Annotated in this window: 25 protein-coding genes and 1 other RNA gene; 8 read left to right on the top strand and 18 right to left on the bottom strand. The window is 31.8% G+C overall.

The genetic code is table 11. The annotated features are described in order from the left end of the window. Positions 1-5: 5 nt before the first annotated feature. Entirely contained in the window at positions 6-1,037 is a 1,032-nt protein-coding gene (locus B2217_RS02775; protein WP_180905081.1) for a quinone-dependent dihydroorotate dehydrogenase, read from the bottom strand. Between the two features lie 45 nt (positions 1,038-1,082). Then, complete coding sequence (locus B2217_RS02780) at positions 1,083-1,688, bottom strand: hypothetical protein (protein WP_180905080.1); 606 nt, start codon at positions 1,686-1,688, stop codon at positions 1,083-1,085. A gap of 398 nt (positions 1,689-2,086) precedes the next feature. Here B2217_RS02780 and obgE point away from each other — a divergent pair, with 398 nt between their 5' ends. Then, positions 2,087-3,073: a GTPase ObgE gene (gene obgE, locus B2217_RS02785; RefSeq protein ID WP_038333097.1), complete on the top strand. Its 987-nt coding sequence runs from the start codon at positions 2,087-2,089 to the stop codon at positions 3,071-3,073. A gap of 23 nt (positions 3,074-3,096) precedes the next feature. Next, complete coding sequence (locus B2217_RS02790) at positions 3,097-3,417, top strand: YbaB/EbfC family nucleoid-associated protein (protein ID WP_038333099.1); 321 nt, start codon at positions 3,097-3,099, stop codon at positions 3,415-3,417. A 77-nt stretch (positions 3,418-3,494) separates the two neighbouring features. On the opposite strand, the gene B2217_RS02795 is transcribed toward B2217_RS02790, so the two are convergent. Then, on the bottom strand, positions 3,495-5,753 hold the full coding sequence (locus B2217_RS02795; RefSeq protein WP_180905079.1) for a zinc-dependent metalloprotease: 2,259 nt from the start codon (positions 5,751-5,753) through the stop codon (positions 3,495-3,497). A 51-nt stretch (positions 5,754-5,804) separates the two neighbouring features. Here B2217_RS02795 and B2217_RS02800 point away from each other — a divergent pair, with 51 nt between their 5' ends. Continuing rightward, a complete protein-coding gene (locus B2217_RS02800) occupies positions 5,805-6,254 on the top strand; it encodes a hypothetical protein (protein WP_180905078.1) in 450 nt (149 codons plus the stop codon). Here B2217_RS02800 and B2217_RS02805 read toward each other — a convergent pair. The 3 genes from B2217_RS02805 to B2217_RS02815 all read right to left on the bottom strand — a co-directional run bounded on the left by B2217_RS02805 (position 6,218) and on the right by B2217_RS02815 (position 8,539). After that, positions 6,218-6,991 (bottom strand): rhomboid family intramembrane serine protease, encoded by a 774-nt coding sequence (locus tag B2217_RS02805; protein WP_244957964.1) that lies wholly within the window; start codon positions 6,989-6,991, stop codon positions 6,218-6,220. The genes B2217_RS02800 and B2217_RS02805 overlap by 37 nt on opposite strands. Before the next feature lie 67 nt (positions 6,992-7,058). Then, the gene (locus B2217_RS02810) at positions 7,059-8,045 is read right to left on the bottom strand and encodes a hypothetical protein (protein ID WP_180905076.1); all 987 of its coding nucleotides are present in this window, start codon (positions 8,043-8,045) and stop codon (positions 7,059-7,061) included. Then, on the bottom strand, positions 8,042-8,539 hold the full coding sequence (locus B2217_RS02815) for a hypothetical protein (RefSeq protein WP_125350525.1): 498 nt from the start codon (positions 8,537-8,539) through the stop codon (positions 8,042-8,044). Before B2217_RS02815 ends, B2217_RS02810 begins: the two co-directional genes overlap by 4 nt. Before the next feature lie 50 nt (positions 8,540-8,589). Between B2217_RS02815 and B2217_RS02820 the strand changes: the two genes are divergently transcribed. From B2217_RS02820 to rnpB, 3 genes are all read left to right on the top strand, one after another. After that, positions 8,590-9,240 (top strand): NRDE family protein, encoded by a 651-nt coding sequence (locus B2217_RS02820; protein ID WP_115001619.1) that lies wholly within the window; start codon positions 8,590-8,592, stop codon positions 9,238-9,240. Between the two features lie 119 nt (positions 9,241-9,359). Then, positions 9,360-11,885 carry an ATP-dependent Clp protease ATP-binding subunit gene (locus tag B2217_RS02825; protein WP_125350523.1) on the top strand — a complete coding sequence of 842 codons (2,526 nt, stop codon included), beginning with the start codon at positions 9,360-9,362 and terminating at the stop codon, positions 11,883-11,885. An 83-nt stretch (positions 11,886-11,968) separates the two neighbouring features. Then, positions 11,969-12,278: RNase P RNA component class A (rnpB, locus tag B2217_RS02830), an RNA gene on the top strand. Here the strand turns inward: rnpB and B2217_RS02835 are convergent. The 8 genes from B2217_RS02835 to B2217_RS02870 form a co-directional block, all read right to left on the bottom strand. Next, a complete protein-coding gene (locus B2217_RS02835) occupies positions 12,278-13,051 on the bottom strand; it encodes a LuxR C-terminal-related transcriptional regulator (RefSeq protein WP_180905075.1) in 774 nt (257 codons plus the stop codon). The two genes, rnpB and B2217_RS02835, sit on opposite strands and share 1 nt — an antisense overlap. A 185-nt stretch (positions 13,052-13,236) precedes the next feature. Next, the gene (locus B2217_RS02840; RefSeq protein ID WP_180906861.1) at positions 13,237-14,178 is read right to left on the bottom strand and encodes a transketolase family protein; all 942 of its coding nucleotides are present in this window, start codon (positions 14,176-14,178) and stop codon (positions 13,237-13,239) included. Continuing rightward, positions 14,178-14,882 carry a hypothetical protein gene (locus B2217_RS02845; protein ID WP_180905074.1) on the bottom strand — a complete coding sequence of 235 codons (705 nt, stop codon included), beginning with the start codon at positions 14,880-14,882 and terminating at the stop codon, positions 14,178-14,180. Before B2217_RS02845 ends, B2217_RS02840 begins: the two co-directional genes overlap by 1 nt. A gap of 22 nt (positions 14,883-14,904) precedes the next feature. Further along, complete coding sequence (locus tag B2217_RS02850) at positions 14,905-16,371, bottom strand: hypothetical protein (RefSeq protein ID WP_180905073.1); 1,467 nt, start codon at positions 16,369-16,371, stop codon at positions 14,905-14,907. 24 nt (positions 16,372-16,395) lie between these two features. Continuing rightward, complete coding sequence (locus B2217_RS02855; protein WP_115001610.1) at positions 16,396-17,241, bottom strand: transketolase; 846 nt, start codon at positions 17,239-17,241, stop codon at positions 16,396-16,398. Positions 17,242-17,386: 145 nt separating this feature from the next. Then, complete coding sequence (locus B2217_RS02860) at positions 17,387-17,632, bottom strand: hypothetical protein (RefSeq protein WP_115001608.1); 246 nt, start codon at positions 17,630-17,632, stop codon at positions 17,387-17,389. 2 nt (positions 17,633-17,634) lie between these two features. Continuing rightward, positions 17,635-18,417 (bottom strand): pyrroline-5-carboxylate reductase, encoded by a 783-nt coding sequence (gene proC, locus B2217_RS02865; protein WP_115001606.1) that lies wholly within the window; start codon positions 18,415-18,417, stop codon positions 17,635-17,637. A gap of 25 nt (positions 18,418-18,442) precedes the next feature. Continuing rightward, the gene (locus B2217_RS02870; protein ID WP_280045257.1) at positions 18,443-19,981 is read right to left on the bottom strand and encodes a sodium:solute symporter; all 1,539 of its coding nucleotides are present in this window, start codon (positions 19,979-19,981) and stop codon (positions 18,443-18,445) included. A gap of 107 nt (positions 19,982-20,088) precedes the next feature. Here B2217_RS02870 and recR point away from each other — a divergent pair, with 107 nt between their 5' ends. Both recR and B2217_RS02880 read left to right on the top strand, forming a co-directional pair. After that, positions 20,089-20,703 (top strand): recombination mediator RecR, encoded by a 615-nt coding sequence (gene recR / locus B2217_RS02875; RefSeq protein ID WP_115001603.1) that lies wholly within the window; start codon positions 20,089-20,091, stop codon positions 20,701-20,703. A gap of 1 nt (position 20,704) precedes the next feature. Continuing rightward, positions 20,705-21,775 carry a glycosyltransferase family 2 protein gene (locus B2217_RS02880; RefSeq protein ID WP_280045259.1) on the top strand — a complete coding sequence of 357 codons (1,071 nt, stop codon included), beginning with the start codon at positions 20,705-20,707 and terminating at the stop codon, positions 21,773-21,775. 20 nt (positions 21,776-21,795) lie between these two features. Here B2217_RS02880 and B2217_RS02885 read toward each other — a convergent pair whose 3' ends face one another. The 4 genes from B2217_RS02885 to B2217_RS02900 form a co-directional block, all read right to left on the bottom strand. After that, positions 21,796-22,059: a hypothetical protein gene (locus B2217_RS02885; protein WP_180905069.1), complete on the bottom strand. Its 264-nt coding sequence runs from the start codon at positions 22,057-22,059 to the stop codon at positions 21,796-21,798. 83 nt (positions 22,060-22,142) lie between these two features. Continuing rightward, entirely contained in the window at positions 22,143-22,793 is a 651-nt protein-coding gene (locus B2217_RS02890) for a phosphatidylserine decarboxylase family protein (protein WP_038331813.1), read from the bottom strand. Beyond that, positions 22,790-23,638 (bottom strand): phosphatidate cytidylyltransferase, encoded by an 849-nt coding sequence (locus tag B2217_RS02895; protein WP_180905068.1) that lies wholly within the window; start codon positions 23,636-23,638, stop codon positions 22,790-22,792. The genes B2217_RS02890 and B2217_RS02895 overlap by 4 nt, the downstream gene beginning before the upstream one ends. A gap of 2 nt (positions 23,639-23,640) precedes the next feature. Continuing rightward, positions 23,641-24,246: a hypothetical protein gene (locus B2217_RS02900; protein WP_180905067.1), complete on the bottom strand. Its 606-nt coding sequence runs from the start codon at positions 24,244-24,246 to the stop codon at positions 23,641-23,643. Positions 24,247-24,330 lie beyond the last annotated feature (84 nt).

The following is a 24,330-nucleotide window of genomic DNA, read 5'->3' on the forward strand; positions in this document are numbered from 1 at the left end:
CGTTTCTATTTTCCTTCAACCAAGCCTTTACAAATGTTTTTTACAACAGCAGGACCTTCATAAATAAAACCTGTATAAACTTGTAACAAACTTGCACCAGCTTCCAGTTTTTCTTTCGCGTCCTCGGCTGTATGAATTCCACCAACTCCGATAATTGGAAATGCTTTGTTCGATTTTTCAGAAAGATAACGAATTACTTCTGTTGAGCGATTTTTAAGTGGTTTTCCCGAAACTCCACCAGTTTCTTTTACAATTTCTGGATCAGATTTTAATCCTTCTCTCGAAATAGTTGTATTTGTCGCAATCACTCCAGCAATTTTAGATTCTAATACAATATCTATAATATCATCTAATTGCGAATCTGTCAAATCTGGTGCGATTTTAAGTAAAATAGGTTTCGATTTTTCGTTTTGATTATTGTATTGTTGCAAATAATTCAGAATGTACAATAAAGGTTCTTTTTCTTGCAAATCACGTAATCCAGGCGTGTTTGGAGAACTAACATTGACTACAAAATAATCTACATAATCAAACAATGCATTGAAACATTTGATATAATCATCAACAGCATCTTCGTTTGGCGTTAATTTATTTTTACCAATATTTCCGCCAATAATATAGTTTTCACGATTTTTTAATTCTCTAATTTTCGAAACAGCAAAATCAACACCTTTGTTATTAAATCCCATTCGGTTGATAATTGCTTCATCTTCTACCAAACGAAACATACGCGGCGCATCATTCCCAGGTTGAGGTTTTGGGGTAACGGTCCCAATTTCGATAAAGCCAAATCCGAAGTGGTTCAATTCTTCAATATATTCAGCATTTTTATCAAAACCAGCAGCCAAACCAATTGGATTTTTGAATTTAATTCCAAAAACTTCTCGTTCTAAACTTGGATGATTGTATTGATAAAATTTATCTAATAATTTTCCAACTCCAGGAAATGCAGCATAATTTTTTAGATTTCGCGTAACGAAATGATGTGCATCTTCGGGCTGTAATTGAAATAAAATGTTTTTGAATTGTTTGTACATGTTGCAAAATTAATCAATCCTATTCATTATAAAAATATGTTTTGATTACTTATTTTTTGCGATTGATTGTATTGTACCAATTGGCGAAATTTCTACAGTTTTTTGACCTTTTACAACATAAAAATAGTAGAGACTATTGGTATTGATAAGATAAATTTCTTTTTTCTCACCAGAATTGAAAGTTAAGGTCTGTCCATATTTTTCGAATTTTAAATCTCCATTTTTTATTCGTTTTGACAGAAAATTACCACCACCAATTCCAAATCCTAAAAAGAAACAAATTAATAATGCAAAGAAATAATTGATTAGAGTTTTATCAATTATCTTTTCGAATTCTGTATGTGTTAATACTTTACTTTCATCAATTTTGAAATATTTTTTTAAAAATTTCTTAATAAATTTTTTCTCTGGATGTTTCAATGAATATTGTTTGAAACCATAAAGTAGAAAAATGAGAAGAATAAAAAAGATTAGTAAGAAAGGATGTGCGGTGATTTCGGCTATTGGACTAATTAAAATATCCATAATGCTCGAAAATTTCAGAATATTAATATCCAATTGATAGTAAAAAATAGATTCTTTAATAATCCCCATGATGACTAAATAAATATAACCAAAAGGAAGTAAACGTTGTAAATGTTCGTTATTCATAAATCTCCAATCTATTTTTTGCGTAGTTTTATCTCTTTATTAATCACAGAAAGTTTGGCGATTAGAGGCATTAATGAAACAGAAGTTCCACATCCAATAGCTATGAAGGCATAATTACTGGTTTTTATTGCGGTGTAGATAAAGAATATAAACGCAAGAAACATAAAAGATCCAAATATAATTACAATATTTTTTGTTTGTTTTTGAGTTATTAGAAGTTCTTCATCAGTATATTCGGACAGATTTTTGTTAGTATTCATATTAGTGTGTTAATTAATTGAATAAATATAAATAAAAATCTGAGTCATTATAAATTATTCATTCAAAATAGATAAAGCAAGATTTTAATAAACAAATTAGAAATCGTACTTTTGCAGACTAATTAAAAGAAAAAAATTATGCAATCAAATTTTGTTGACTACGTAAAAATAAATTGTAGAGCCGGACATGGAGGTGCGGGTTCAGCAAGTTTGCATCGCGAAAAATATATTGACAAAGGTGGACCAGATGGTGGAGATGGTGGACGTGGAGGAAACATTACGCTTCTTGGAAACTCAAATCTTTGGACCTTGTTAGAATTTCGATTCAAAAGACATTTCCGTGCGCAAAACGGTGGACGTGGAGGTAAATCTCGTTCTACTGGAGCTGACGGAGAAGATATTATTTTGGAAGTTCCGATCGGAACAATTGCCAAAGATGAAGAAGGAAATATTATTGGCGAAGTAACAGAAAATGGGCAAGAATTAATTATTGCACAAGGAGGAAAAGGAGGTTTAGGAAACTGGCATTTCCGTTCTGCAACGCGTCAAACGCCTCGTTATGCACAACCAGGTTTGGATGGTGACGAGCGTCAAGTTACATTGGAGCTGAAAATTTTGGCAGATGTTGGTCTAGTTGGTTTTCCAAATGCAGGAAAATCTACTTTATTATCAGCTGTTTCTGCGGCGAAACCAAAAATTGCAGATTACGCTTTTACAACGTTAACGCCTAACTTGGGAATTGTAGAATACCGTAATCATCAGTCATTTATTATGGCAGATATTCCTGGAATTATAGAAGGTGCGGCAGAAGGAAAAGGTCTTGGACATCGTTTCTTGCGTCATATTGAGCGTAATTCGAACTTATTATTTTTAATTCCTGCGGATACAGAAGATTATAAAAAAGAATATGAAATTCTATTGAATGAATTGAAAAAATTCAATCCTGAATTGTTAGATAAAGAACGAATTTTAGCAATTTCTAAGTCAGATATGTTAGATGATGAATTGGAGGCTGAGATTAAAGCGCAATTACCAACTGATATTGATACGATATTTATTTCGTCTGTTTCTGGAAAAGGAATCACAGAATTGAAAGATTTATTGTGGAAAAAACTACACGAATAACTAATTATTAAAGATAAAGACAAATGTTTGGAAATTTTGGAGACATCATGGGAATGATGGGAAAAATCAATTCATTTAAAGATAAATTTTCTGATTTGAAAAATGAATTAGATGGAGAAATTTTTACAACGACTTCTAACGATGGAAAAGTAAAAATTACAATGTCTAAATTGGCAACTGTAAAAGATATTGAACTTGCCGAAGGAATGGAAAAAGAAGAAATTGAAGATTTGTTAGTAATGACGTTAAACAAAGCGTTGGAACAAGTAAAAACAGAAGCAATTGACAGAGCGAAAAAAACTGCTCAAGAAAACTTACCAAACATTCCTGGAATGCCTTTCTAAGAAGAATTTGAAAAAAAATAAAACCCCTGAAAATTAATTTTCAGGGGTTTTTGTTTGATATCTAATTAAAAATAGAATTATTTAATAATCAATTTTGATGTTGATTGACCTTCATTAGATGAAACTTTTATGATATAAACTCCTGATGGTAAATTTGTATCGATTTGTTTCTTTAAATTTCCAGAAGCATTTTCAGAAACTGAATAAACTACTCTTCCATTAACATCAACAATCTCAATATTTACTTTTCCAGAAGCTTTTTGTTCAATTGTGAATTGCCCATTAGATGGATTAGGATAAATAGTAGATTTAGTTGTGTTTAAATCTTTAGTAGCTAATACTCCTGTCGAGAATTTTTTTACAGCTAAATAAACATTATCAACAGCTTCAATCATGATATAACCTTCTGTAACATCTTTAGCGTTACTAGGCATTTGGAAATTAGCTGTTCCTGTATTATCAACAATTCCTAATTCTTCAAATGTTTTTCCTGCATCCCATGAAATTGAGACTTTAACTTTTGTAGTTTCGATAGGAGCTTCGTTAGTTTTGGCAACATCCCATGTTACATCAAAATTAGAAGCATTAATTGGTAATTTGCTATTTGTTGTGTCTGGAGTAAGAACAACAAAAGGACCAACTCCAGCGGTAGCCATTACTTTTACACTTCCGTTTTGAGTTTGGGGACCTTGTACGTTATAATCTCTCGCAGTAACAGTAAAATCATATGTTCTTGCAACAGAAGTTAGAGATTCCCAAACTACATTTCCTGTTCCCGTGTGTAATAATTTACCTGCTAAAATAGAAGTGAAGTTAGGGAAATATCTGTATGTTTCTTTAACAGGAGAAAAAGATCTAAAGTTAGGACCTGATGTTTTTGTTTCCTTCACTCTACTATTTGCATTTGCCGTAGCACTTGTTCCAGAGTTATTTTGTTCCCAAGTTGTTAAAACAGCATCATTTTCAGCATCAGTAATTTTGGCATCTAATTTAAATGCAGTTCCTACAGGAATTCTGTATAAAGCTTTTTCTAATTGTATGCTTGGAGGAGTGTTTAGAATTGGTTTTTCTACACCACAACCTTTAGTTTTTAAGTTGTTCTGAACTTGAGCTATACTTCTGTATGTGAAATAATCATCAGAATTTGATTGAACATTATAAGATGTAATACCTGCATATCCCATGATCGTCGAGCCACTTCCAGGTTCAACATTAACTCCTGTACCTTCATAAATGTGAGAATAAGTATGATTAGCTCCCATTTGATGTCCAATTTCATGAGCAACATAATCGATATCAAATTTATCTCCAGAAGGAATTTTGTTAGCAGGAGAAGTCATACCACTCCCTTTTCCATCAGGAAATGCTGTATCACATACACATCCAATACACCCTGCATTTCCTCCTCCTCCTTGAGAGCCAAAGAAGTGTCCAATATCATATTTATCTTCACCAAGATTATTTGTTAAATATGTTTGTAATTCAACTTGCCATGTAGATAAATAATAAGGGGCTGAACCATATGTAGGGTGATCTGCCATACCTTGTGCAGGAGCTGAATATGGATCAGTACTTGCATCTGTAAATATTAAATCATCAATATTATCAATGAATTGGAAATTAACTGACATATCTTTTTCAAATACTCCATTTACACGTGTCATGGTATTTGTCATAGCTGCCAAAGCTTTTTCTTTTGTACCACCAAAATAAGCCGAATATTCTCCAGGAACAGAAAGTGCTAATCGATATGTTTTAAAAACTTGATTATTGGCTTTGTTCTGTAAGTTCGAAGAATCTTCATTATTAGCTTGATGTTTTGAAATTAGTTCATTTGTTGAACAAACAAAATTACTTACAGCTTTACTAGAACTATGAACTTCGTAATATGTTGAACCTTCAACATCATAAGATTCAATAAAGTCTGATTTTCCTTCATTTCTAAATATAGAAGAACTCAATCCTAGAGGAGTTACACTAAATCTTAAATAAACAGATGGATCATCTAAACTTTTTCCAACGTATGAGCGAATATTAGGATATTTCTCTTGTAATTTTGGAGATAAGATTGAAGCTTCCCATATCATATATTTTTGAATGCTACCATCAGATGTGGGCATGTCAACAATCACTCCTGATTGATTACTAGTATTTGATGGGGCTAATGTTAATTTGTTTTTTAAAGTATTGATATCCATTGAATATACTTTTGAATTTTGATATTCAGTAGTAATATTTTTACTTTTTAAAAAATAACTAGGTACCTCTTTCCAGTTTTGTGCATTAGCATAACCGAATAAGGAGAAAACTGATAGAGTGAATAAAAGTTTTTTCATTAAATATTGTTAATTATATTTGTTAATTAATGATAAAACTAATAAAATTTTATGAGAATAGCTTTTTATCTTACAATATTTTTAGGAATTATTACTTTAACAGCATGTCAAAAAAATAATTATTCTAACCAAAATAAACAAGAAAATATATTATCTGTAGAAAGAATAGAATCGTCAAGAAAAATGCATTATAACCTAATTGTAGATAAACATGCTGTTGCATTAATTAAAAATGAGAACGATACAATAAGGATCAAAAATACTACAAAAGAATGGGAGAATTTAACAAAACTTATGAATCAAATCTTGTTAGAAAAATTAGATAATATCAAATCTCCAAGTCAAGCTTTTATGCATGATGGTGCTCCAAATGTAGTTTTGAAATTTCAAACAAAAGATTCGACTTATTATTCAAATCCATACGATAAAGGTAATCCAGCAAAAGAATTAAAGAAAATAGATGATTATTTGATAGAATTATCGACTTCTTTATCTAAATAAAATTTGTCTTCCTCATCTAACGATTCCAAATATTCAGCTTTCAAACGTTCTTGTTCTTGGTAAATATCCCATAAACGCTCAGCTTTCGGGTCATAATAATTTTCTTGATCCCATTTCGGAATTTCTTTTTGCGGACCAATATTTCTGAACAGATAAGCGAAAAATGCACCCGAGATAAATCCACTCAAATGTCCTTCCCAAGAAATAGAATTGCTACTTGTATCTGTTTTTAACTGCGGTAAAATTTCTTGAGGAACCATTCCCCAAATCATTCCGCCGTATAATAAAATAATGATTAGTGAAATCGCCATCAAACCACGTTCTTTTCTAATGATACCACTAAAAAATATGAATGAAGCCAGTAAGTAAACGATAGAACTTGCTCCAATATGACAACTTACATTATCATCTAAAAAAGGTGGATTTCCAATGATCCAAAGAATAATTCCTGATAAAATCCAACCAAAGAATATCACGTAATAAGCCAATCTATCGTACATCAAAAGTGCGATAAAGCTAAGAAAAGCTAACGGAAAAGTATTGCTGATGATGTGTTTCCAACCTGAGTGAAATAAAGGCGAGAACAGAATTCCTTTCAATCCAACGAAAGTTCTCGGAATAACGCCGTAACAACTATCTAAATTGTATCCGTTTTGTTGAAACAAAAAGATAATCCACATTGGGATAAGTAGTAGCAAAGGAATTATAATAGTTTTCTTTGGAAAAGGATAACTCATAAAATTGGTTTCGAAAACATCTTTCAATCTTTATTCCTTTCCAGAAATTCTGCCAATTTTGGTCAAATTAAGCTTTTCTACGCTTCAATAATTCTTTTGCGAGCAATTTCCAATCGGTCCATTTTACACCAAGTTGATGATTTTGGATAGCAATTTTATGTTGATAATTCAAATGCTTAATCACTTCTTTATAAGCTTTTATCAAATTAAAATTCGGATCGTAAATATGAGTCGCTTCAGAATTTGCACCATTAATTTCGAGTATGACAAAATTTCCGTTCTGAAAATCCTCTAAGCTTTTTGCTTTCAAATCGATTCGTCCATAATAAAAACCATCAATTTTTTTTGCAATTTGATCTATAGTTTCTTCTAATTTAGATGTCTTTAGAGAGGATCCGTCTAAAAAAGTTGTACCTCGACTATGATTTCCAATTGGTTCAACCAATAATTTTTCATCTTTTTGCAGAACTGAATTTAGTTCGTTTTGAAAACGTTTAAACAAATACTCTTTTCGATAAAAAGCTCTTAAATTTTGTTCGATTAATTCTTTCAATGTTGATTTTCCATCACCTGTAAACGTCAAAAAATCTTTAGCTGTTATAGAAAGTATTTTACCATTTTTTTCTTTTGGTAATCGAACATAGAAAACACCAAATTCAAAGTTTGATTGAATATATTCTTGTAAAATTAAATCGCGATTATTTTGTTCTAAATAATTTTTCCAATCAATTTTATTTCTGATTAATTCAACACCAATTCCACGTTCACCAAGATTTGGTTTCGCAATAAAAGGAAAATCAAACGGAATTTCTTGCGTTGTAAATTCTTCAAAAAAAATGGTTTTTGGCTTATAATTTTTATCAATTTGATTGAGTAAATCAATTTTAGAATAATCAATAAATCCGCCCCATTTCATTGTAGGATTTGCCGAGCAAAAGTAAGCTGGAGCGCCTGTTTGAAAGATTTTATAAATGTACCAAGGTGTCAATGGCGCATAAAATAACCAGAATGGCCAAAATTCGTATCGTGTCCATTTTGTTATTTTCGGATTCATTTTTCTTGATTTTGAAAAGCAATTGTAGAAGATGCAATTCCAAAATTTTGTGGAATTTTAATCGTTGAAAAATGAGTTTCGATCGCAATTTTAATCAACGCAAAATGATGAATGCTATGATCAAAACAATACATTAATTCGCGATAATTTGTGGTATTAATTGTGAAATTCTCTCCGTAATAATTCTGTTTTAGCTGAATTGTTTTTTCTAAATCTAAACGTTCTATTTGTGATTTTAGATGATTCAGCGTATTCAAACTTTCAACAACCGAATTTTCTAAAGCACGATTTCGCTCTCTATCATCATAACAAATACAATTGTTTTTTTGCGCTTGTAAAAAGCACGAATAAAACTCGATAATATGACGAAAATGTTGACCAACAGAAGCACCAGAAATGATTTCTAATTCCTTTTGAAAAGACAGATCGTCAAATTGCAAAAGAATCGATTTCATTTCATCAAAGGAATGCGCTATAGTTTTCTGAATACTCATAATTCTTTGCAAAGATAAATTTTTACATTTGAACTAAATTGAAAAATGAGATGTGTATAATCAGTTTTTACAGAAATGAGGATGAATTTGTGTTGACGCACAACCGAGATGAGGAAATAAATCGTTCTTCTTCTAAAGAGATTGTGGAGCAAAAGCGTTTTGATAAAACTTATTTTTCGCCTGTAGATGAGCGCGCAAATGGAACTTGGATTTTTTATTCGGAACAATATGTTGCGTGTATTTTGAATGGAGGAATCGAAAAACCAATGCATTTCAAAGAAAAATACAGAGAAAGTAGAGGAATTATTTTATTAGATTTATTGAAATATAATTCTGTAAATGAGTTTATTAATTCGGAAAATTTGTCAGGAATCGCACCTTTTACAATTTTTGTTTTTGAAAGACTAACTAAAAATGCTTACCTTTTGTTTTGGAATGAAAATAAACTGAGCGTAAAAGATATTTCGCAAGAAAAAATTGTGACATGGTGTTCGTCGACATTGTACAGTCCTGAAAGAAGAAATGAAATTGATGAAATTTTTAATCAAAATAATGATTTAAAATCCGAAGAAATTTTAGAACTTCACGATGATTTGAAAATGAAAAAAGGTGATTTGTACGATTTTTTAGCAACGACATCTATCTCTCAAATTATTATGAATTCTTTAAGAATTGATATGAAATATTGTCAGCTATTTTGAAATTAATAGACAATAATTCGTTATTTTAAGGAATCATCAAATCATTTCGGACATAGGCATAATTTATGCTATAGTCTATCAGAATAATTATATTTGTTAAAGACAGCTTAAATAATAAAATGAACGATAATTTCTCACAACAAGTAAAAGACGTTATTTCTTATAGTAAGGAAGAAGCGTTGAGATTAGGCCACGACCAAATAGGAACGGAACACCTTCTGTTGGGGATTATTCGCGACGGTGAAGGGAAAGCCATTTCTGTCTTAGAAGCATTGAATGTCGATTTAGACGAAATGCGTCAAAAAATAGAAAACCTAAACCCAGCAAAAGAAACTCCAGGTAATAATATAAAAAATTTGAGTTTGACAAAACAAGCTGAAAGAGCGTTGAAAACAACATTCTTAGAAGCAAAATTGTTTAAAAGTCCGACTGTAAATACAATTCACTTATTATTGTGTATTCTTCGTAATGAAAACGATCCGATTACAAAATTGATGAATAAGTTGGATATTGATTACAATACAGTAAAGGAGGAATTCAAATTTCAATTTCAAGATGAGGAAATTCAATCTCCTCGTGCAGAAAATCCATCTTTTGATGGAGGTGATTCTGATAACGATTTTGAGCGTGCATCTACAAGTAAACCTACTTCGAAAAGTAAAACACCAGTTTTAGATAATTTCGGACGAGATTTGACAGCGATTGCGCAAGAAGGAAAATTAGATCCTGTAGTTGGACGCGAAAAAGAAATAGAACGTGTTTCGCAAATTCTTTCTCGTCGTAAAAAGAACAATCCATTGTTAATTGGAGAGCCAGGTGTTGGTAAATCTGCAATTGCAGAAGGTTTAGCGTTAAGAATTGTACAACGTAAAGTTTCGCGCGTATTGTTCAACAAACGTGTGGTAACATTAGATTTAGCATCATTAGTTGCTGGAACTAAATATCGTGGACAATTTGAAGAGCGTATGAAAGCAATCATGAATGAATTAGAGAAAAATGATGATATTATTCTTTTCATTGATGAGTTACATACAATTGTTGGAGCAGGAGGAGCTACGGGTTCTTTAGACGCTTCTAACATGTTCAAACCTGCTTTGGCGCGTGGTGAATTACAATGTATTGGAGCAACAACGTTGGACGAATATCGTCAATATATTGAAAAAGATGGTGCATTAGTTCGTCGTTTTCAAAATGTGATGGTTGAACCAACAACTCCAGAAGAAACATTACAGATTTTACATAATATCAAAGATAAGTATGAAGCGCATCATAATGTAAATTATACAGATGAAGCGTTGCAAGCTTGTGTAAATTTGACAACACGTTATATTACAGATCGTTTCTTGCCAGATAAAGCGATTGATGCTTTAGATGAAGCGGGTTCTCGCGTGCATATCAAGAATATAAAAGTTCCTCAAGAAATTTTAGATCTTGAAGCAAAATTAGAAGAAGTTCGCGAAGAGAAAACGAAAGTTGTAAAATCTCAAAAATACGAAGAAGCTGCTCGTTTACGTGATTCAGAGAAACAAATAGAAAGTGATTTGAAACGTGAGCAAGCAAAATGGGTACAAGAATCGAAAGAGAATCGTGAAACAGTTACAGAAGAAAATGTAGCGGAAGTTGTTTCGTTGATGTCTGGCGTTCCTGTACATCGTGTAGCTGAAAAAGAATTGAAAAAATTGGCTCAGATGAATGAGTTAATGAAAGGAAAAGTAATTGGTCAAGATGAAGCGGTAACGAAAGTTGTGAAAGCAATTCAACGTAATCGTGCAGGTTTGAAAGATCCAAATAAACCAATTGGTTCATTCATTTTCTTAGGAACTACGGGTGTTGGTAAAACACAATTAGCGAAAGTTTTGGCGAAAGAAATCTTTGATTCTAACGATGCATTAATTCGTATCGATATGTCAGAATACATGGAGAAATTTGCCGTTTCTCGCTTAGTTGGAGCACCTCCGGGCTACGTTGGTTACGAAGAAGGTGGACAATTGACTGAAGCAGTTCGTCGTAAACCATATGCGGTAATTTTGTTAGATGAGATTGAGAAAGCGCATCCAGATGTATTCAATATTTTATTACAAATTTTGGATGATGGTCATGTAACTGATAGTTTAGGTCGTAAAGTTGATTTCCGTAATACGATTATCATTTTAACGTCTAACATTGGTACAAGACAATTGAAAGAGTTTGGAGATGGTGTCGGATTTGGAACTTCATCTAAGAAAGATTCTGCCGATGAACGCGCAAAATCAACAATTGAAACAGCTTTAAAACGTGCTTTCGCGCCAGAATTTTTGAATCGTATTGATGATATTATCTTCTTTAATTCATTAACAAAAGAAGATATCATGAAAATTATCGATATTGAATTGGCAAGTTTAATAGAGCGTTTAACAGCTTTAAATTATCATATTGAATTAACAGAGGAAGCGAAGAATTTTATCGCAGACAAAGGATTTGATAAAGATTATGGAGCTCGTCCGTTGAAACGTGCTATTCAGAAATACATCGAAGATCCAATGGCAGAAGAAATCATCAACGCTGTAATTAGTGAAGGAGATGAATTAATCCTTGACTTAAATGAAGCAAAAGATGGCGTTAAAATTTCTGTAAAAGGAAAAACGAAAGAAGAAAAATCAGAATAATTTCTAAGTTTCTATAATAGAAAGGCTTGAACAAAAATGTTCAAGCCTTTTTTATTTCGGTAACTTTTGCCGTACATTTGCGCTCAGCAAGCCACTTTGTCGCTTCATGTATGTGAAGAGGAAAGTCCGGGCTCCAAAGAGTAAGCATAGCGGGTAACGCCCGTCCGTCGAGAGGCGAGGACAAGTGCAACAGAAAGTATGTACAGTTCGGCTGTAGTGAAACCAGGTAAACTCTATGCGGAGCAATGCCATGTATACCAGCAGTTAAGAGCTACTCGTTCGTTGCTGGGGGGTAGGCAGATTGATATTTTAGGTAACTAAAATACTAGATAAATGACAAAGCATCTTGATTTATTAAGGTGACAGAACCCGGCTTATCGGCTTGCTTTTTTCTATTTTTTGAAGTAAAGACTAAATAATTCTGATGTATTAGAACAATCGTTTTTCTTCAAAATATTTCTTCGATGTGTATCAATAGTATGTTTACTTAAGCCAATTGCATCAGCAATATCCTGACTTGTGTAACCTTTGATCAGAAATTCTATAATCTCCGTTTCTTTTTTTGTAAGTTGTAAAGATGAATTTGTTTTTGAATTAAGAAGATTATTCAATCCATCTTTGATGTTGTAAATATGCATGGTCGGTTTCCCTCCAACCTTTATTTGTGTGATGTCAGTCGCTAAGCAAAAAACTCGATTTGGTAAAAAATTCTTACTTAATTCGTAAAAGAAATGTTGCAAATGAATTTGATGAATTTCACCTTTTTTATCTATCACACGAAAATCATAGGTGAATTTATAATTGATTCTTTCTTCTGGAACAATTTCCATACTGAAATTTGAAATTCGTTGCTGAATATCAATTACATGTTGCAAATCATCTGGATGTACGATTTCTACGCATAATTCAGCAGTGTATTCGTTAGGTAGATAACCCAAAATATCCTCGCATTGAGGAGATACATATTCGAAAGTTGCAGAATTAGGACTGATAAAATACATGAAAGATTCACCAAGAGCAAGACTTCCTAAAGTTTGTAAATAATCATTAATCGATTGAAAACTCTCATCTTTTTCGTTAAAGGTTCTACTATCTGTATTTTCACTCCACAATTTTTTTACAATACTTGCATATTCAGTTATAGATTTTTGATTTGCTTTTTTCATATGCTTACAAGTAAAAGATTAATAAAATACCATTAAATGAGTATTTTTTGAATTAGCAATATAAACTAATTTTGCAAAATATCTATAGGATTAAAGCAGTTTTGCTTTTTTCAACCAACCTATTTATATTTAACCTATAAAAAAAGGAGCTAAATTTTTAGCTCCTTTTTAATATTATAATGGAATTAAAGTAAAGATTTTACTTTCTCGATTACAGCAGTAGAATCGATTCCATATTTTTTCATTAAATCTGAAGGTGTTCCAGATTCACCAAATTTATCATTAACCGCAACAAAAGCTTGTTTTGTTGGTAATTTTTGTGCTAAAACTCTTGCAACAGATTCTCCTAAACCACCTAAAATATTGTGTTCTTCAGCTGTTACAATTTTTCCTGTTTTCTTTACAGAGTTTAAGATAATTTCTTCATCCAATGGTTTGATAGTATGAATATTGATTACCTCACAAGAAATTCCTTCTTTTTCTAACTCAGCAGCAGCAACTAAAGATTCCCAAACTAAATGACCTGTCGCAACAATTGTTACATCAGAACCTTCGTTCATTAAGATACCTTTACCAATTTCAAATTTTTGGTCAGCTGGCGTGAAAACTGGAACAGCAGGACGTCCGAAACGTAAGTAAACAGGACCTTCGTATTCAGCTGCAGCAATTGTAGCCGCTTTAGTTTGATTGTAATCACAAGGATTGATAACCACCATTCCTGGTAACATTTTCATCAAACCAATATCTTCTAATGTTTGGTGAGTTGCACCATCTTCTCCTAATGTTAAACCAGCGTGCGATGCAGCGATTTTTACATTTTTGTTAGAGTAAGCGATAGATTGACGAATTTGATCGTACACACGAGCTGTAGAAAATTCAGCGAAAGTTCCTGTGAAAGGAATTTTACCTCCAATTGTCAAACCTGCAGCAATTCCCATCATGTTTGCTTCAGCAATACCAATTTGGAAAAAACGCTCTGGGTTTTCTTTGATAAATTGATCCATTTTCAATGAACCAATCAAGTCAGCACACAATGCAACAACGTTAGGATTTGTTCTTCCTAACTCTGTCAATCCATCTCCGAATCCACTACGTGTATCTTTTTTTTCTGTGTATGTTAAGTCTATCATTGTTTTTGTTTTTTGTATTCGTTTTTGTATTTTTCTACTTCTGTTTTTTCATCAAATTGATAAATAAAATCATTTGGCGAAACATTAATTTCTTCTTCCTCTTCGGCGCTCTTTTTTATCCAATTTTCTAAGATTTCAACATTTTCTAACACAATATTATGTCCAACTCGATAAATCAAGCCTTTCAAATTTAGTTCAGAATTGATAAACGGAACGGTGTTGATGTTAGAATTTGTATCGATGCAAATTTCTGTACCATTGTCGTTGTCATTATCTTTTCTGAAAATGTTATACACTTCACATTGTTTATTTAGAATCGTTTCTTTTTGACCAGTTCTATTCGCAACATAACTATTTCCGATTGCGGAATTTGTTAAACTTGGATTATTAGTCGCTAAAAAAGAATTTCCTAATAAATCTTTTGTGCCTTCGAAATCAATTTTAAAAACCTTCGGATTTTCTTCTTCGCTGTAAACAGAATACATATTGTCGTTTACTTTTAATGAAGCGAAGTTTCCCATCGGTGTTCGCGTAATCATCAAATGTGCTTTGTAATCTTTGGTTGATAAAATGTCCAAAAAATCTGAATAGAAATCACTTTTGATACGATATTGAATAACGTTTTCGAATTTATACGATTGCATTTGAGCGAAAGTTAAACATGTAAAAAGCGTTAATATAAAACTGATTGATTTTTTCATTATCGAATTGATTTGATAAGTATTAATCCAAAGAATTCAAGAAAGTAGTTAACTTATCTTTGTCTTCTTTTTTCAGTTTATCATATTTGTTATTGATTTCTAAAACACTTTTTCTTATTGCATCAATTGTTCCCGAAAGAGCAACACTTCCGCTTTGATAAATGTACATATCGCACACTTGTCCTGCGTAATTGTAAACCAAATTTCCTAAATCTTTATCTGTAAAAGTCGGAATTTTAGCTTTCAAATTTTTGCAATGTTCTGGTGCAACTTTCATGAAATCTTGAATGTCTGGATTGTCGATTGCCAAATCGATTTTGCTAATATCTGTCGTTTTGTAAGCAGATGTATAAGGATCATAATATTCGGCTAAACTAACTTCTGTTGCAGCAACAGCAGAATCTACTGCTACAGCCGCTTCATCATAATCTGTTGAAACTTCTGTTAATTTAAACTTTTTAGCATCATCGAAATACGTTTTGAAAAGGTTATTTAATTCTTTTACTTCGCTTTTGTTTGCTAATTTATTCTTTTTGAATTGTTTTACCAATTGATTTGTAGAACCTTGCGCAGTTGCCAAAGCTTTAGAACGCTCTATATCAGGATTTCCATCATAATCACTATCATTATAAATCAAGCTATAATTTAATGAAGCAACAGTTCCAAAAAGACTATTTACGTTATCACTTTCTGATGTTTGATAATTGTAATAATTAATAATAGGATCCTCGTAACGATTGTCTGGTGAATAAGCTACTGCTTCGGCTGCATAAGCCGTATCTACAGACGACATCATGTTATCGTATTCTTGTTTCTTTTTTGCCAATTCGTTAGTAAAACTTTCGATTTCTTTTTTCTCATCAAAAGTTACTTTTACGTTAGAATTTGCAATATTTTGAATTGTTAATCCATTAAAATCTCCTGCGTCATATCGTATCAAAAGACCTTTCAGTTTTGTTTGAGGAAACATAATCGCAACGTTATTAATTGCATTTTTTTCATCAACACATAATGTAGAAGATTTTGTTTCGAAATCTGTTTTAGATGTTAATTCGTATTCATTACACTTGTATCCATTGATCGTTGTAGATGAATTTAGATTTTTAACTGAAATAAATTTCTCGAACAAATTATCCGAATAAGGTTTTAAACTATCATCCGACATGCCTTCATAATAATAAGGTGCTTTTATCGATAATTGATTTTCTAATGAATTGGCATAGACTTCGAAAAACTTGCTGTTGTTGATAAAGAAAGCATCTTTACTGAAGCTTCCTGAAGTGTAAGGACCTCCTTCCGAAGTTCCTAAAACAGCGTCTTTAGAAATATAGGTTACAAAAGATAAATCTTTTTGACCATCCAAATAAGTTTGATATTCTTCTGGTAAATTGATTTTGTACGATACTTTTTTGTCAAAAGAATATGTTTTTTCCTGCCCAAAGGCTGTCAAAGAACAAAGCGTAAGTATAGAATAAAATAACGTTTTCATAGTATTGTGGTTGTATTCAAATTATTAATAATCTGTCAATTCAGTTTCAGGATTTTGCTCTAATGCAAATGCTAATTGCTCATCGTTAGGCGCTTTTCCGTGCCAAGAGTGGCTTCCCATCATATAATCAACTCCATTACCCATTTCTGTGTGTAATAAAATTGAAACTGGTTTTCCGTTTCCTGTTAATGTTTTAGCTTCTTCTAAAATAGCAATTACTTTTTCTAAGTCATTTCCATTTTTTTCTTCTAAAACAATCCATCCAAAAGCTTCTAATTTAGCTTTCAAATCTCCTAAAGGTAAAACGTGGTCTGTGTCACCATCAATTTGACGACCATTGTAGTCAATCGTTGCAATTACATTATCTACTTTTTTACCAGCAGCATACATAAAAGCTTCCCAAACTTGACCTTCTTGTAATTCACCATCACCGTGTAATGTGTAAACTAATTTATCGTCGTTGTTTAATTTTTTTGCTTGCGCAGCACCTAAAGCAACAGATAAGCCTTGTCCTAAAGAACCAGAAGCGATACGAATTCCAGGTAAACCTTCGTGTGTTGTTGGGTGACCTTGTAAACGAGAATCTAATTTTCTGAATGTAGCTAATTCGCTTACTGGGAAAAATCCTGAACGAGCTAATGTGCTGTAGAAAACTGGTGAAATGTGACCGTTTGATAAGAAGAATAAATCTTCTCCTTTTCCGTCCATAGAGAAGTCTGTAGAGTAAGTCATGATTTTACCGTATAATGCAGCAAAATATTCTGCACAACCTAATGATCCACCTGGGTGTCCACTATTTACGGCATGTACCATTCTCAAAATATCTCTCCTTGTTTGTTGTACTTGTGTTTGAAGTTCTTGAAGTGTCATTGTTTGTTTATAAAAATTTGAACAAAAATAATCCTTTTTTGTAGGGCAAAAAAATCGTAGAACATAAATCACTACAATTGGGGAGGAGATTTTATGCGATTTTTAAAACAATAAAAAAGACGAAGCTAAACTTCGTCTTTTTTATTTATTCTTCTTCCGAATGCCATTCGCCACGGTGAGGGATCAAAGCGTCACGAACTTGTATCATTTCAGATTCTACCACCACCAAATAAGCAACTGCATATTCTGGTTCAACCTCTACAAATTCAGAAAATGTACTTTGTAACTTTTCTTTTTCTGCGTATTGTTTCAGGTGAACTGCATGATGTTTTGCAGTTGGTATAGCATCGGGACCATAAAAATCCCAGATTAATTTTAATTTCTTTTCCATAATTATATTTTATCAAAAGAAGTTTTAATTCCTTTTATTAAAGCAGAACTAAATCCTTGATGTTCCATTTCATTTAATCCAGCAATCGTACAACCTTTTGGTGTCGTCACTTTATCAATTTCTTGTTCTGGATGCAAACCGTTTTCTATTAATAATTCAGCAGCTCCTTTTACAGTTTGTGTCACAATTTTTGTAGCAGTTTGTGTGTCAAATCCAATTTCGATTCCACCTTGAATCATTGCTCTTATAAATCGTAAAACATAAGCAATTCCGCAAGCGCCAATTACAGTCGCTGCATTCATCAACTCCTCATTTATAACAACTGTTTCGCCAATTGGATTGAAAATCGTTTTGATTTCATTTAAAATGTTTTCATCTTTCGAATTTCCACAAATACATGTAATCGATTCTTCCACAGAAGCAGCTGTATTAGGCATTGCACGAAAAATTGACATACCTTGTGATAAAATATTTTGATACGTTTGCAATGAAATTCCTGTTGCAACTGAAATTAATATTTTATTGGTCGTAAAATCGTCTTTTAATTGCGTCAAAACTTCTTCCACTTTGTACGGTTTTACACACAACAGAATATAATCAGCTTCTTTTACAGCAAAATGATTATCATTTGTAATCGTTACACCAAGCTTTTTAAGATGTTCAATTTGATTCAAATTATTTCTTGTAGCGATAATTTGATTTGGATCGAATGCTTTATTCTTAATTAAACCCTCTGTTATAGAAATTCCTAAATTTCCTGCTCCAATAATGGCGATTTTTTTCATAGTTGTAGAGTGTTAATTGTTCTGATTATGAATGAATAATTGTTTCTTTTTGACGATTAGAACTTACCAACCATAGACCGATAAAAGTTAATAAACCATTCAGAATGATTAATTCAACACCAATTTTGTAATCGGTAAAATTGATCACTAATTCGTTGATGATATAGGTAAAAATAGGCGCTAAAATCGCAACTGTAATAATTGAATATTTTTTGTAAATGTTACGTTTCGTTAAAATTCCGAAAGCAAATAATCCTAATAACGGTCCGTATGTATAACCTGCAATTTCCATCACAAGATAAACAATAGATTTGTTGTTAATCGCTTTGAAAACCATAATCAAGATAAAGAAAACTACCGTGAAAATCAAGTGAACACGAATACGAATCTTTTTCTTCTCTTTTTCTGACTTTTCTTTGTCCTCGTTGATGTTTAATAAATCGACACAATATGAACTTGTAACCGCTGTTAAAGCTCCGTCGGCAGAAGGAAATAAGGCAGAAATTAATCCAATAATAAAAATTACAGAAATAATCATTGGGAAATGATGTCCTAAAAGCGAAAGCGCAGGAAACATATCATCACCCATAATATTTTGTCCGACTTGTTCCATAAAGAAACCATCAGCAGTATAAAAACCACCTTCACTCATTGCGTATAAATAAAGCAATCCACCCAAAAATAAGAAGGCTAAATTCACAATCAATAATGTTCCAGCAAACGTCAACATATTCTTTTTCGAGTTTTGAAGATTATCAACCGAAATATTTTTTTGCATCATTTCTTGGTCAAGACCAGTCATTGCAATTGTGATAAACATTCCGCCCAAAATTGTTTTTAAGAAATAAGTTTTCGAATTTGGATCAAGATTAATGAAATGGGTATAGTTTTTGGCTTGCATCATATCGTAAGCTTCACCAACAGATAAATTAAGATGCGAAAGGATAAACCAAATACAAGCAATCAAGCTAATGATCATAAATGATGTTTGCAAGGTGTCGGTTACGACAATTGTTTTTACTCCACCTTCGAACGTGTATAATAATATCATCAATAATAAGACAAATGTTGTTGCCCAAAATGGTACGCCTAAATTGTCTAATAAAAATATTTGTAACACATTTACAACTAAATATAAACGTGCTGTTGCGCCAATTCCACGAGAAATAATAAAGAAAACCGATCCCATTTTATGTGCTTCAACATTGAAACGTTTTCCTAAATAGGTGTAAATTGAGGTTAGATTCATTCGGTAATAGAGTGGAAGTAATACCCCCGCGACGATAAAATAACCAAGAAAAAATCCGATAACCATCATATAATATTCGAATCCTCCATAAATATATTCGGAACCAGTTAATTTTCCGACCGTACCCGGAACCGAAATAAAAGTAACGCCACTAAGGCTTGTCCCAATCATTCCGAAAGCCACCAACCACCATTTACTTTTTTTGTTTCCGTTAAAAAAAGATTGATTGTCAGAATTTCTACTGGTGAAGTAAGAGATCACTAAAAGTCCTACAAAGTATACGATAACACAAAGTAGTAAAATTGTTGAGTTCATAATTTATTTAGTAAATAAGCCCAAATTTAATATTTTTGAGTGAATGATGATAGATTAATTTTCCGAAGATAAAATTGTAAATTTGTTGTCTATAATTTTTTGAACGAATGAATTACCCAAGCAAGGTTTTAGAGCGAGCTGTAGAAGAAATGTCAAATTTGCCAGGAATAGGAAAGAGAACAGCTTTGCGACTTGTTTTACATATGCTAAATCGTCCTAAATCTCAAACGACGGCTTTGTCCGAAGCGCTTTCTCATTTGGTGGATGATGTTAAATATTGTCAACATTGTCATACGATTTCTGATGATGAGATTTGTGATATTTGCAATAATCCATTGCGAGAAGAAACTATAATTTGTGTGGTAGAAGATGTACGCGATGTGATGGCAATTGAAAACACAGGACAATTTAAAGGACAATATCACGTTTTAGGAGGAAAGATTTCTCCAATGGAAGGCATTGGACCTGGTCAATTGAATATTCAAACTTTGGTAGATCGTGTTCAAAATGAAAATGTAAAGGAAATAATCTTTGCTTTAAGTTCTACAATGGAAGGAGATACAACTGTTTTTTACTTGTATCGACAATTAAAGAATGCCGAAATTATTTTTTCGACCATTGCACGAGGTCTTGGTGTAGGAGATGAGTTAGAATATGCAGACGAAGCGACGTTGGTTCGTTCTATACAACATCGAATCCCATATTCAGAAAATAAATTTTAAAATGAAATTATCGATAATTATTGTTAGTTATAATGCGCCAAAACATTTAGAGCTTTGTCTTGATTCGTGTCAGGAAGCTTTAAAAAATGTAGATGGAGAAATAATTGTAATTGATAATGACTCATCGGAAATTGATTTTATATTCCTAAAAAAAACTTTTCCTACTGTAAATTTTTTACTTCAGAATGAAAATCTTGGTTTTGCAAAAGCGAATAATATTGGGGTTGAGAATGCTTTGGGAGAATATATTCTGATTCTTAATCCAGATACAATTATTCCAGAGAATTTATTCGAATCTTTGATTGAATTTCATCAGTCAAAAGAAAAAATAGGTTTTGTGGGAGTACGAATGATAGATACAAACGGAAATTTTCATCCAGAATCAAAACGTAATATTCCGACAGCTAAAAATTCATTTTCTAAGTTGTATAGTCGATTTAATCATTCAAAGAAAAATAATTATTACAAGTTAGAAGTTAGTGAATTTGAAATTGCTCCTTGCGAAATTTTAGTTGGTGCTTTTATGTTCACCACGAAGAAAATCTATCAGGAAATTGGAGGATTTGATCCACGTTATTTTATGTATGGAGAAGATATAGATTTGTCTTTTAGTGCAGAATTGGCTGGTTATAAAAATTATTATAAAGGAGATATAACGGTTTTACATTACAAAGGAGAAAGTACGAAAAAGGATAAAAAATATTACAAACATTTTTTTGAAGCCATGATGATTTTCTTGGCGAAATATTATCAAAAAAATTGGTTGCATTATCAACTTTTACGTTCGGGAATTTTGATTAAATATTTAATTCAATTATTTAAATTTTCTTTACATTCATCTAATAATATTTCTAAAATAGAAGTAAATGCAGAAGATTTATTTTGGATTGATAAGAAATCAGATTTCAAATCTTTATCAAATAATCATATTGCAATTGATACAAGTTTTTTTGCTTATCAAGAGATATTATCAATCATTTCTGAAAACAACTCTTCTTCACGTTCATTTTATATTCGTCCTAAAAATAAAAATTATGTAATAGGCGATGATAAACAGATTATAAATCTATAAAAAACAAAAAAAGCTGAATCTTAATGACCAGCTTTTACAGTATCTTTTTTCTCAACTTTCGGAGTTTCTGCCGTTTTTGTAGAATCTTTCACTTCTTCGTGTTTTTCTTCAACAGCTTCCTCATGTTTTCCGTGACCTTCGTGAGCAGCTTCAGATTTGTGGTGCATTTCTTCTGCAGTAGCTGGTTCGTGAACAACTGGAAGAACTCCGTGATTTACACTTGCTTTAGAGTTACAAGAAGTAGCGAATGCTGCAACAGCTACTAAAAGAATTAATTTTTTCATGTCTTACAAATTTATTGTATGGGTATATTATTATATATTGTTTTGACAAAATTAGTTAAAAACATTGAGTTCAACTAACTGATTTATTTCAATTGTGCAATTTTCTGAATTCCACCTTTTGTTTTATCTCCAACCTTTACATTGATCTCTGTATCAAGTGGTAAAAAGATATCAACACGCGATCCGAACTTGATAAAACCATATTCTTTACCCGCAACAGCATCGTCATTCTCTTTACTGTAACAAACAATTCTTCGCGCAACTGCACCTGCAATTTGTCTGAAAAGAACTTTTGTATGATCTGCATTTTCTACAACAACAGTTGTTCTTTCATTTAATTCTGATGATTTTGGATGAAATGCAACCAAAAATTTTCCTGGATGATATTTCGAATAAATCACTTTTCCATTCACAGGATAACGCGTTACATGTACATTAAGAGGTGTCATGAAAATTGATAATTGAATACATTTTTGATTCAAAAATTCGCTTTCAAATACTTCTTCTAATACAACAACTTTTCCATCAACTGGTGCGATTACGCAGTTTTCTGACGAATCTGATTCACGAATTGGGTTTCTAAAAAACCAAACGATAAATCCGTAAAGTATCCATAATGGTAAGGCAAAGTAAAAACCATATACAGGAAAAAAGTAATGTAATACTCCTGTAGCGATTGCAAATAAAATTAAGCAACCTATCAAAATTGCTGTTCCTTCTCTGTGAAGTTTCATAAAGTATATACTAATAAATAATATAAATAAACAAATGGTACGACAAATATAAAACTATCTAATCGATCTAAAAAACCACCATGTCCTGGAATAAGGTTAGAGCTGTCTTTTACATTGAAAAATCGTTTTAATTTAGATTCTGTCAAATCTCCTAATGGACCTAATGCAGCAACAATCAAACCAATAATCATCCAGTTTCCGTGCAAGTTTTCTCCAAAATATTTCTGAATCAAAAATCCAGCTAATAAAGTAAAAACTATTCCTCCAAAAAAACCTTCCCACGTTTTTGCTCCCGAAATTTTAGGTGCTAATTTGTGTTTTCCAATTAAGTTTCCTGTTAAATATGCAAATGTATCACTACACCAAAGTAATAAGAAAACGAAAAATACTTCGTAATGCATCACTTTTTCGCCTAAATTATAATCAAAACTAGGTAAAGTTAAGGCTAAGGCAAATGGTGCGATAACGTATGTTAATCCTAAAGTAGCTTTTCCAAAATCGTTCAACAATTCGTTGGTTGATTTGAAAATAATATAAATACTAAAAACAAATAAAACCGGAATGATGAAATATAAACTTCTTAAATGAAAATAGTAATGATTTGAAGTTTCAAAAGCTTCTAAAAATTCTTTTCCATAATATCCAAAAACAACTAATGCGACTAAAAGTGCACCTAATTGATAAAGTTTATTGGTAAGATTAGTAATTTTAAAAAATTCGTACAAACAAAAAAGTCCAAAAACCATCATCAAAACAATCAAACCTTTTGGGGTTATCGTTGTCCCGAAAAATATAATAAGTGCGTAAATAAGTCCAGAGAAAGCTCTAATTGCTAAATTTTTCATAGCTAATCTTCAACCAATAACAAATAAATATTCTTCGCATTGTCTACGTTCGGAAATTTGTGCATATTTTTTCCACGAATCGAAGTTATTTTAGATGGAAGGTTATCTTTTTTTAATGTTCGTAATTTCTGTAATGCCACGCTCACATTTTCCACTAATTGTGACGGGCGTGCATAGATAATAAAATTTGACGGAAAATCAGCAATATTTCTACCATAAGTTTGATGTGCCGATAACATAATACTTCCATCAAAAGCAATCAGAAATTCGCAACCAAGAAAACTAAGTGTATAACGAGAATCGCATGGGTTTTCGACAAAAGGAATATTGACTGAATTAAGAACCTGTTGTAAATTCGGATCAGGACAAATTAATTCGGTCACATTTTCGTAATTGACAATTTCTTTAAGGTTTTTAGATGCTTCTTCTATATTATCACAAAATAAAAAATGTCCACCACCTACATTAAAGTTTGTAGCAAAAACTTCGTCCATAGAAATCTTTTGGTCAGCATAATTTGGATGAAACAAATCAATGTGATTATCATCTGAATTCTCTGCTGATTTTTCAGTAGCTTTTTTAAGTAGGTTTTTAATTGCTTTCCACATGAAAACTCATGATTTTATATGAAATTAATCAATTACAGCCTAAAGGTAATAATTTTTAACAATATAATAAGAAGTAAAAAAAAA

The organism is Empedobacter sp. UBA7620 (assembly GCF_002484185.1).
Classification (GTDB): Bacteria; Bacteroidota; Bacteroidia; order Flavobacteriales; family Weeksellaceae; genus Empedobacter; species Empedobacter falsenii_C.

Excerpts from the sequence above, each read along its gene's own strand:
- B2217_RS02775 (WP_180905081.1), bottom strand. The coding sequence starts at position 1,037 with ATGTACAAACAATTCAAAAACATTTTATTTCAATTACAGCCCGAAGAT.
- B2217_RS02780 (WP_180905080.1), bottom strand. The coding sequence starts at position 1,688 with ATGAATAACGAACATTTACAACGTTTACTTCCTTTTGGTTATATTTAT.
- obgE (WP_038333097.1), top strand. The coding sequence starts at position 2,087 with ATGCAATCAAATTTTGTTGACTACGTAAAAATAAATTGTAGAGCCGGA.
- B2217_RS02790 (WP_038333099.1), top strand. The coding sequence starts at position 3,097 with ATGTTTGGAAATTTTGGAGACATCATGGGAATGATGGGAAAAATCAAT.
- B2217_RS02795 (WP_180905079.1), bottom strand. The coding sequence starts at position 5,753 with ATGAAAAAACTTTTATTCACTCTATCAGTTTTCTCCTTATTCGGTTAT.
- B2217_RS02800 (WP_180905078.1), top strand. The coding sequence starts at position 5,805 with ATGAGAATAGCTTTTTATCTTACAATATTTTTAGGAATTATTACTTTA.
- B2217_RS02805 (WP_244957964.1), bottom strand. The coding sequence starts at position 6,991 with ATGAGTTATCCTTTTCCAAAGAAAACTATTATAATTCCTTTGCTACTA.
- B2217_RS02810 (WP_180905076.1), bottom strand. The coding sequence starts at position 8,045 with ATGAATCCGAAAATAACAAAATGGACACGATACGAATTTTGGCCATTC.
- B2217_RS02815 (WP_125350525.1), bottom strand. The coding sequence starts at position 8,539 with ATGAGTATTCAGAAAACTATAGCGCATTCCTTTGATGAAATGAAATCG.
- B2217_RS02820 (WP_115001619.1), top strand. The coding sequence starts at position 8,590 with ATGTGTATAATCAGTTTTTACAGAAATGAGGATGAATTTGTGTTGACG.
- B2217_RS02825 (WP_125350523.1), top strand. The coding sequence starts at position 9,360 with ATGAACGATAATTTCTCACAACAAGTAAAAGACGTTATTTCTTATAGT.
- B2217_RS02835 (WP_180905075.1), bottom strand. The coding sequence starts at position 13,051 with ATGAAAAAAGCAAATCAAAAATCTATAACTGAATATGCAAGTATTGTA.
- B2217_RS02845 (WP_180905074.1), bottom strand. The coding sequence starts at position 14,882 with ATGAAAAAATCAATCAGTTTTATATTAACGCTTTTTACATGTTTAACT.
- B2217_RS02850 (WP_180905073.1), bottom strand. The coding sequence starts at position 16,371 with ATGAAAACGTTATTTTATTCTATACTTACGCTTTGTTCTTTGACAGCC.
- B2217_RS02855 (WP_115001610.1), bottom strand. The coding sequence starts at position 17,241 with ATGACACTTCAAGAACTTCAAACACAAGTACAACAAACAAGGAGAGAT.
- B2217_RS02860 (WP_115001608.1), bottom strand. The coding sequence starts at position 17,632 with ATGGAAAAGAAATTAAAATTAATCTGGGATTTTTATGGTCCCGATGCT.
- proC (WP_115001606.1), bottom strand. The coding sequence starts at position 18,417 with ATGAAAAAAATCGCCATTATTGGAGCAGGAAATTTAGGAATTTCTATA.
- B2217_RS02870 (WP_280045257.1), bottom strand. The coding sequence starts at position 19,981 with ATGAACTCAACAATTTTACTACTTTGTGTTATCGTATACTTTGTAGGA.
- recR (WP_115001603.1), top strand. The coding sequence starts at position 20,089 with ATGAATTACCCAAGCAAGGTTTTAGAGCGAGCTGTAGAAGAAATGTCA.
- B2217_RS02880 (WP_280045259.1), top strand. The coding sequence starts at position 20,705 with ATGAAATTATCGATAATTATTGTTAGTTATAATGCGCCAAAACATTTA.
- B2217_RS02885 (WP_180905069.1), bottom strand. The coding sequence starts at position 22,059 with ATGAAAAAATTAATTCTTTTAGTAGCTGTTGCAGCATTCGCTACTTCT.
- B2217_RS02890 (WP_038331813.1), bottom strand. The coding sequence starts at position 22,793 with ATGAAACTTCACAGAGAAGGAACAGCAATTTTGATAGGTTGCTTAATT.
- B2217_RS02895 (WP_180905068.1), bottom strand. The coding sequence starts at position 23,638 with ATGAAAAATTTAGCAATTAGAGCTTTCTCTGGACTTATTTACGCACTT.
- B2217_RS02900 (WP_180905067.1), bottom strand. The coding sequence starts at position 24,246 with ATGTGGAAAGCAATTAAAAACCTACTTAAAAAAGCTACTGAAAAATCA.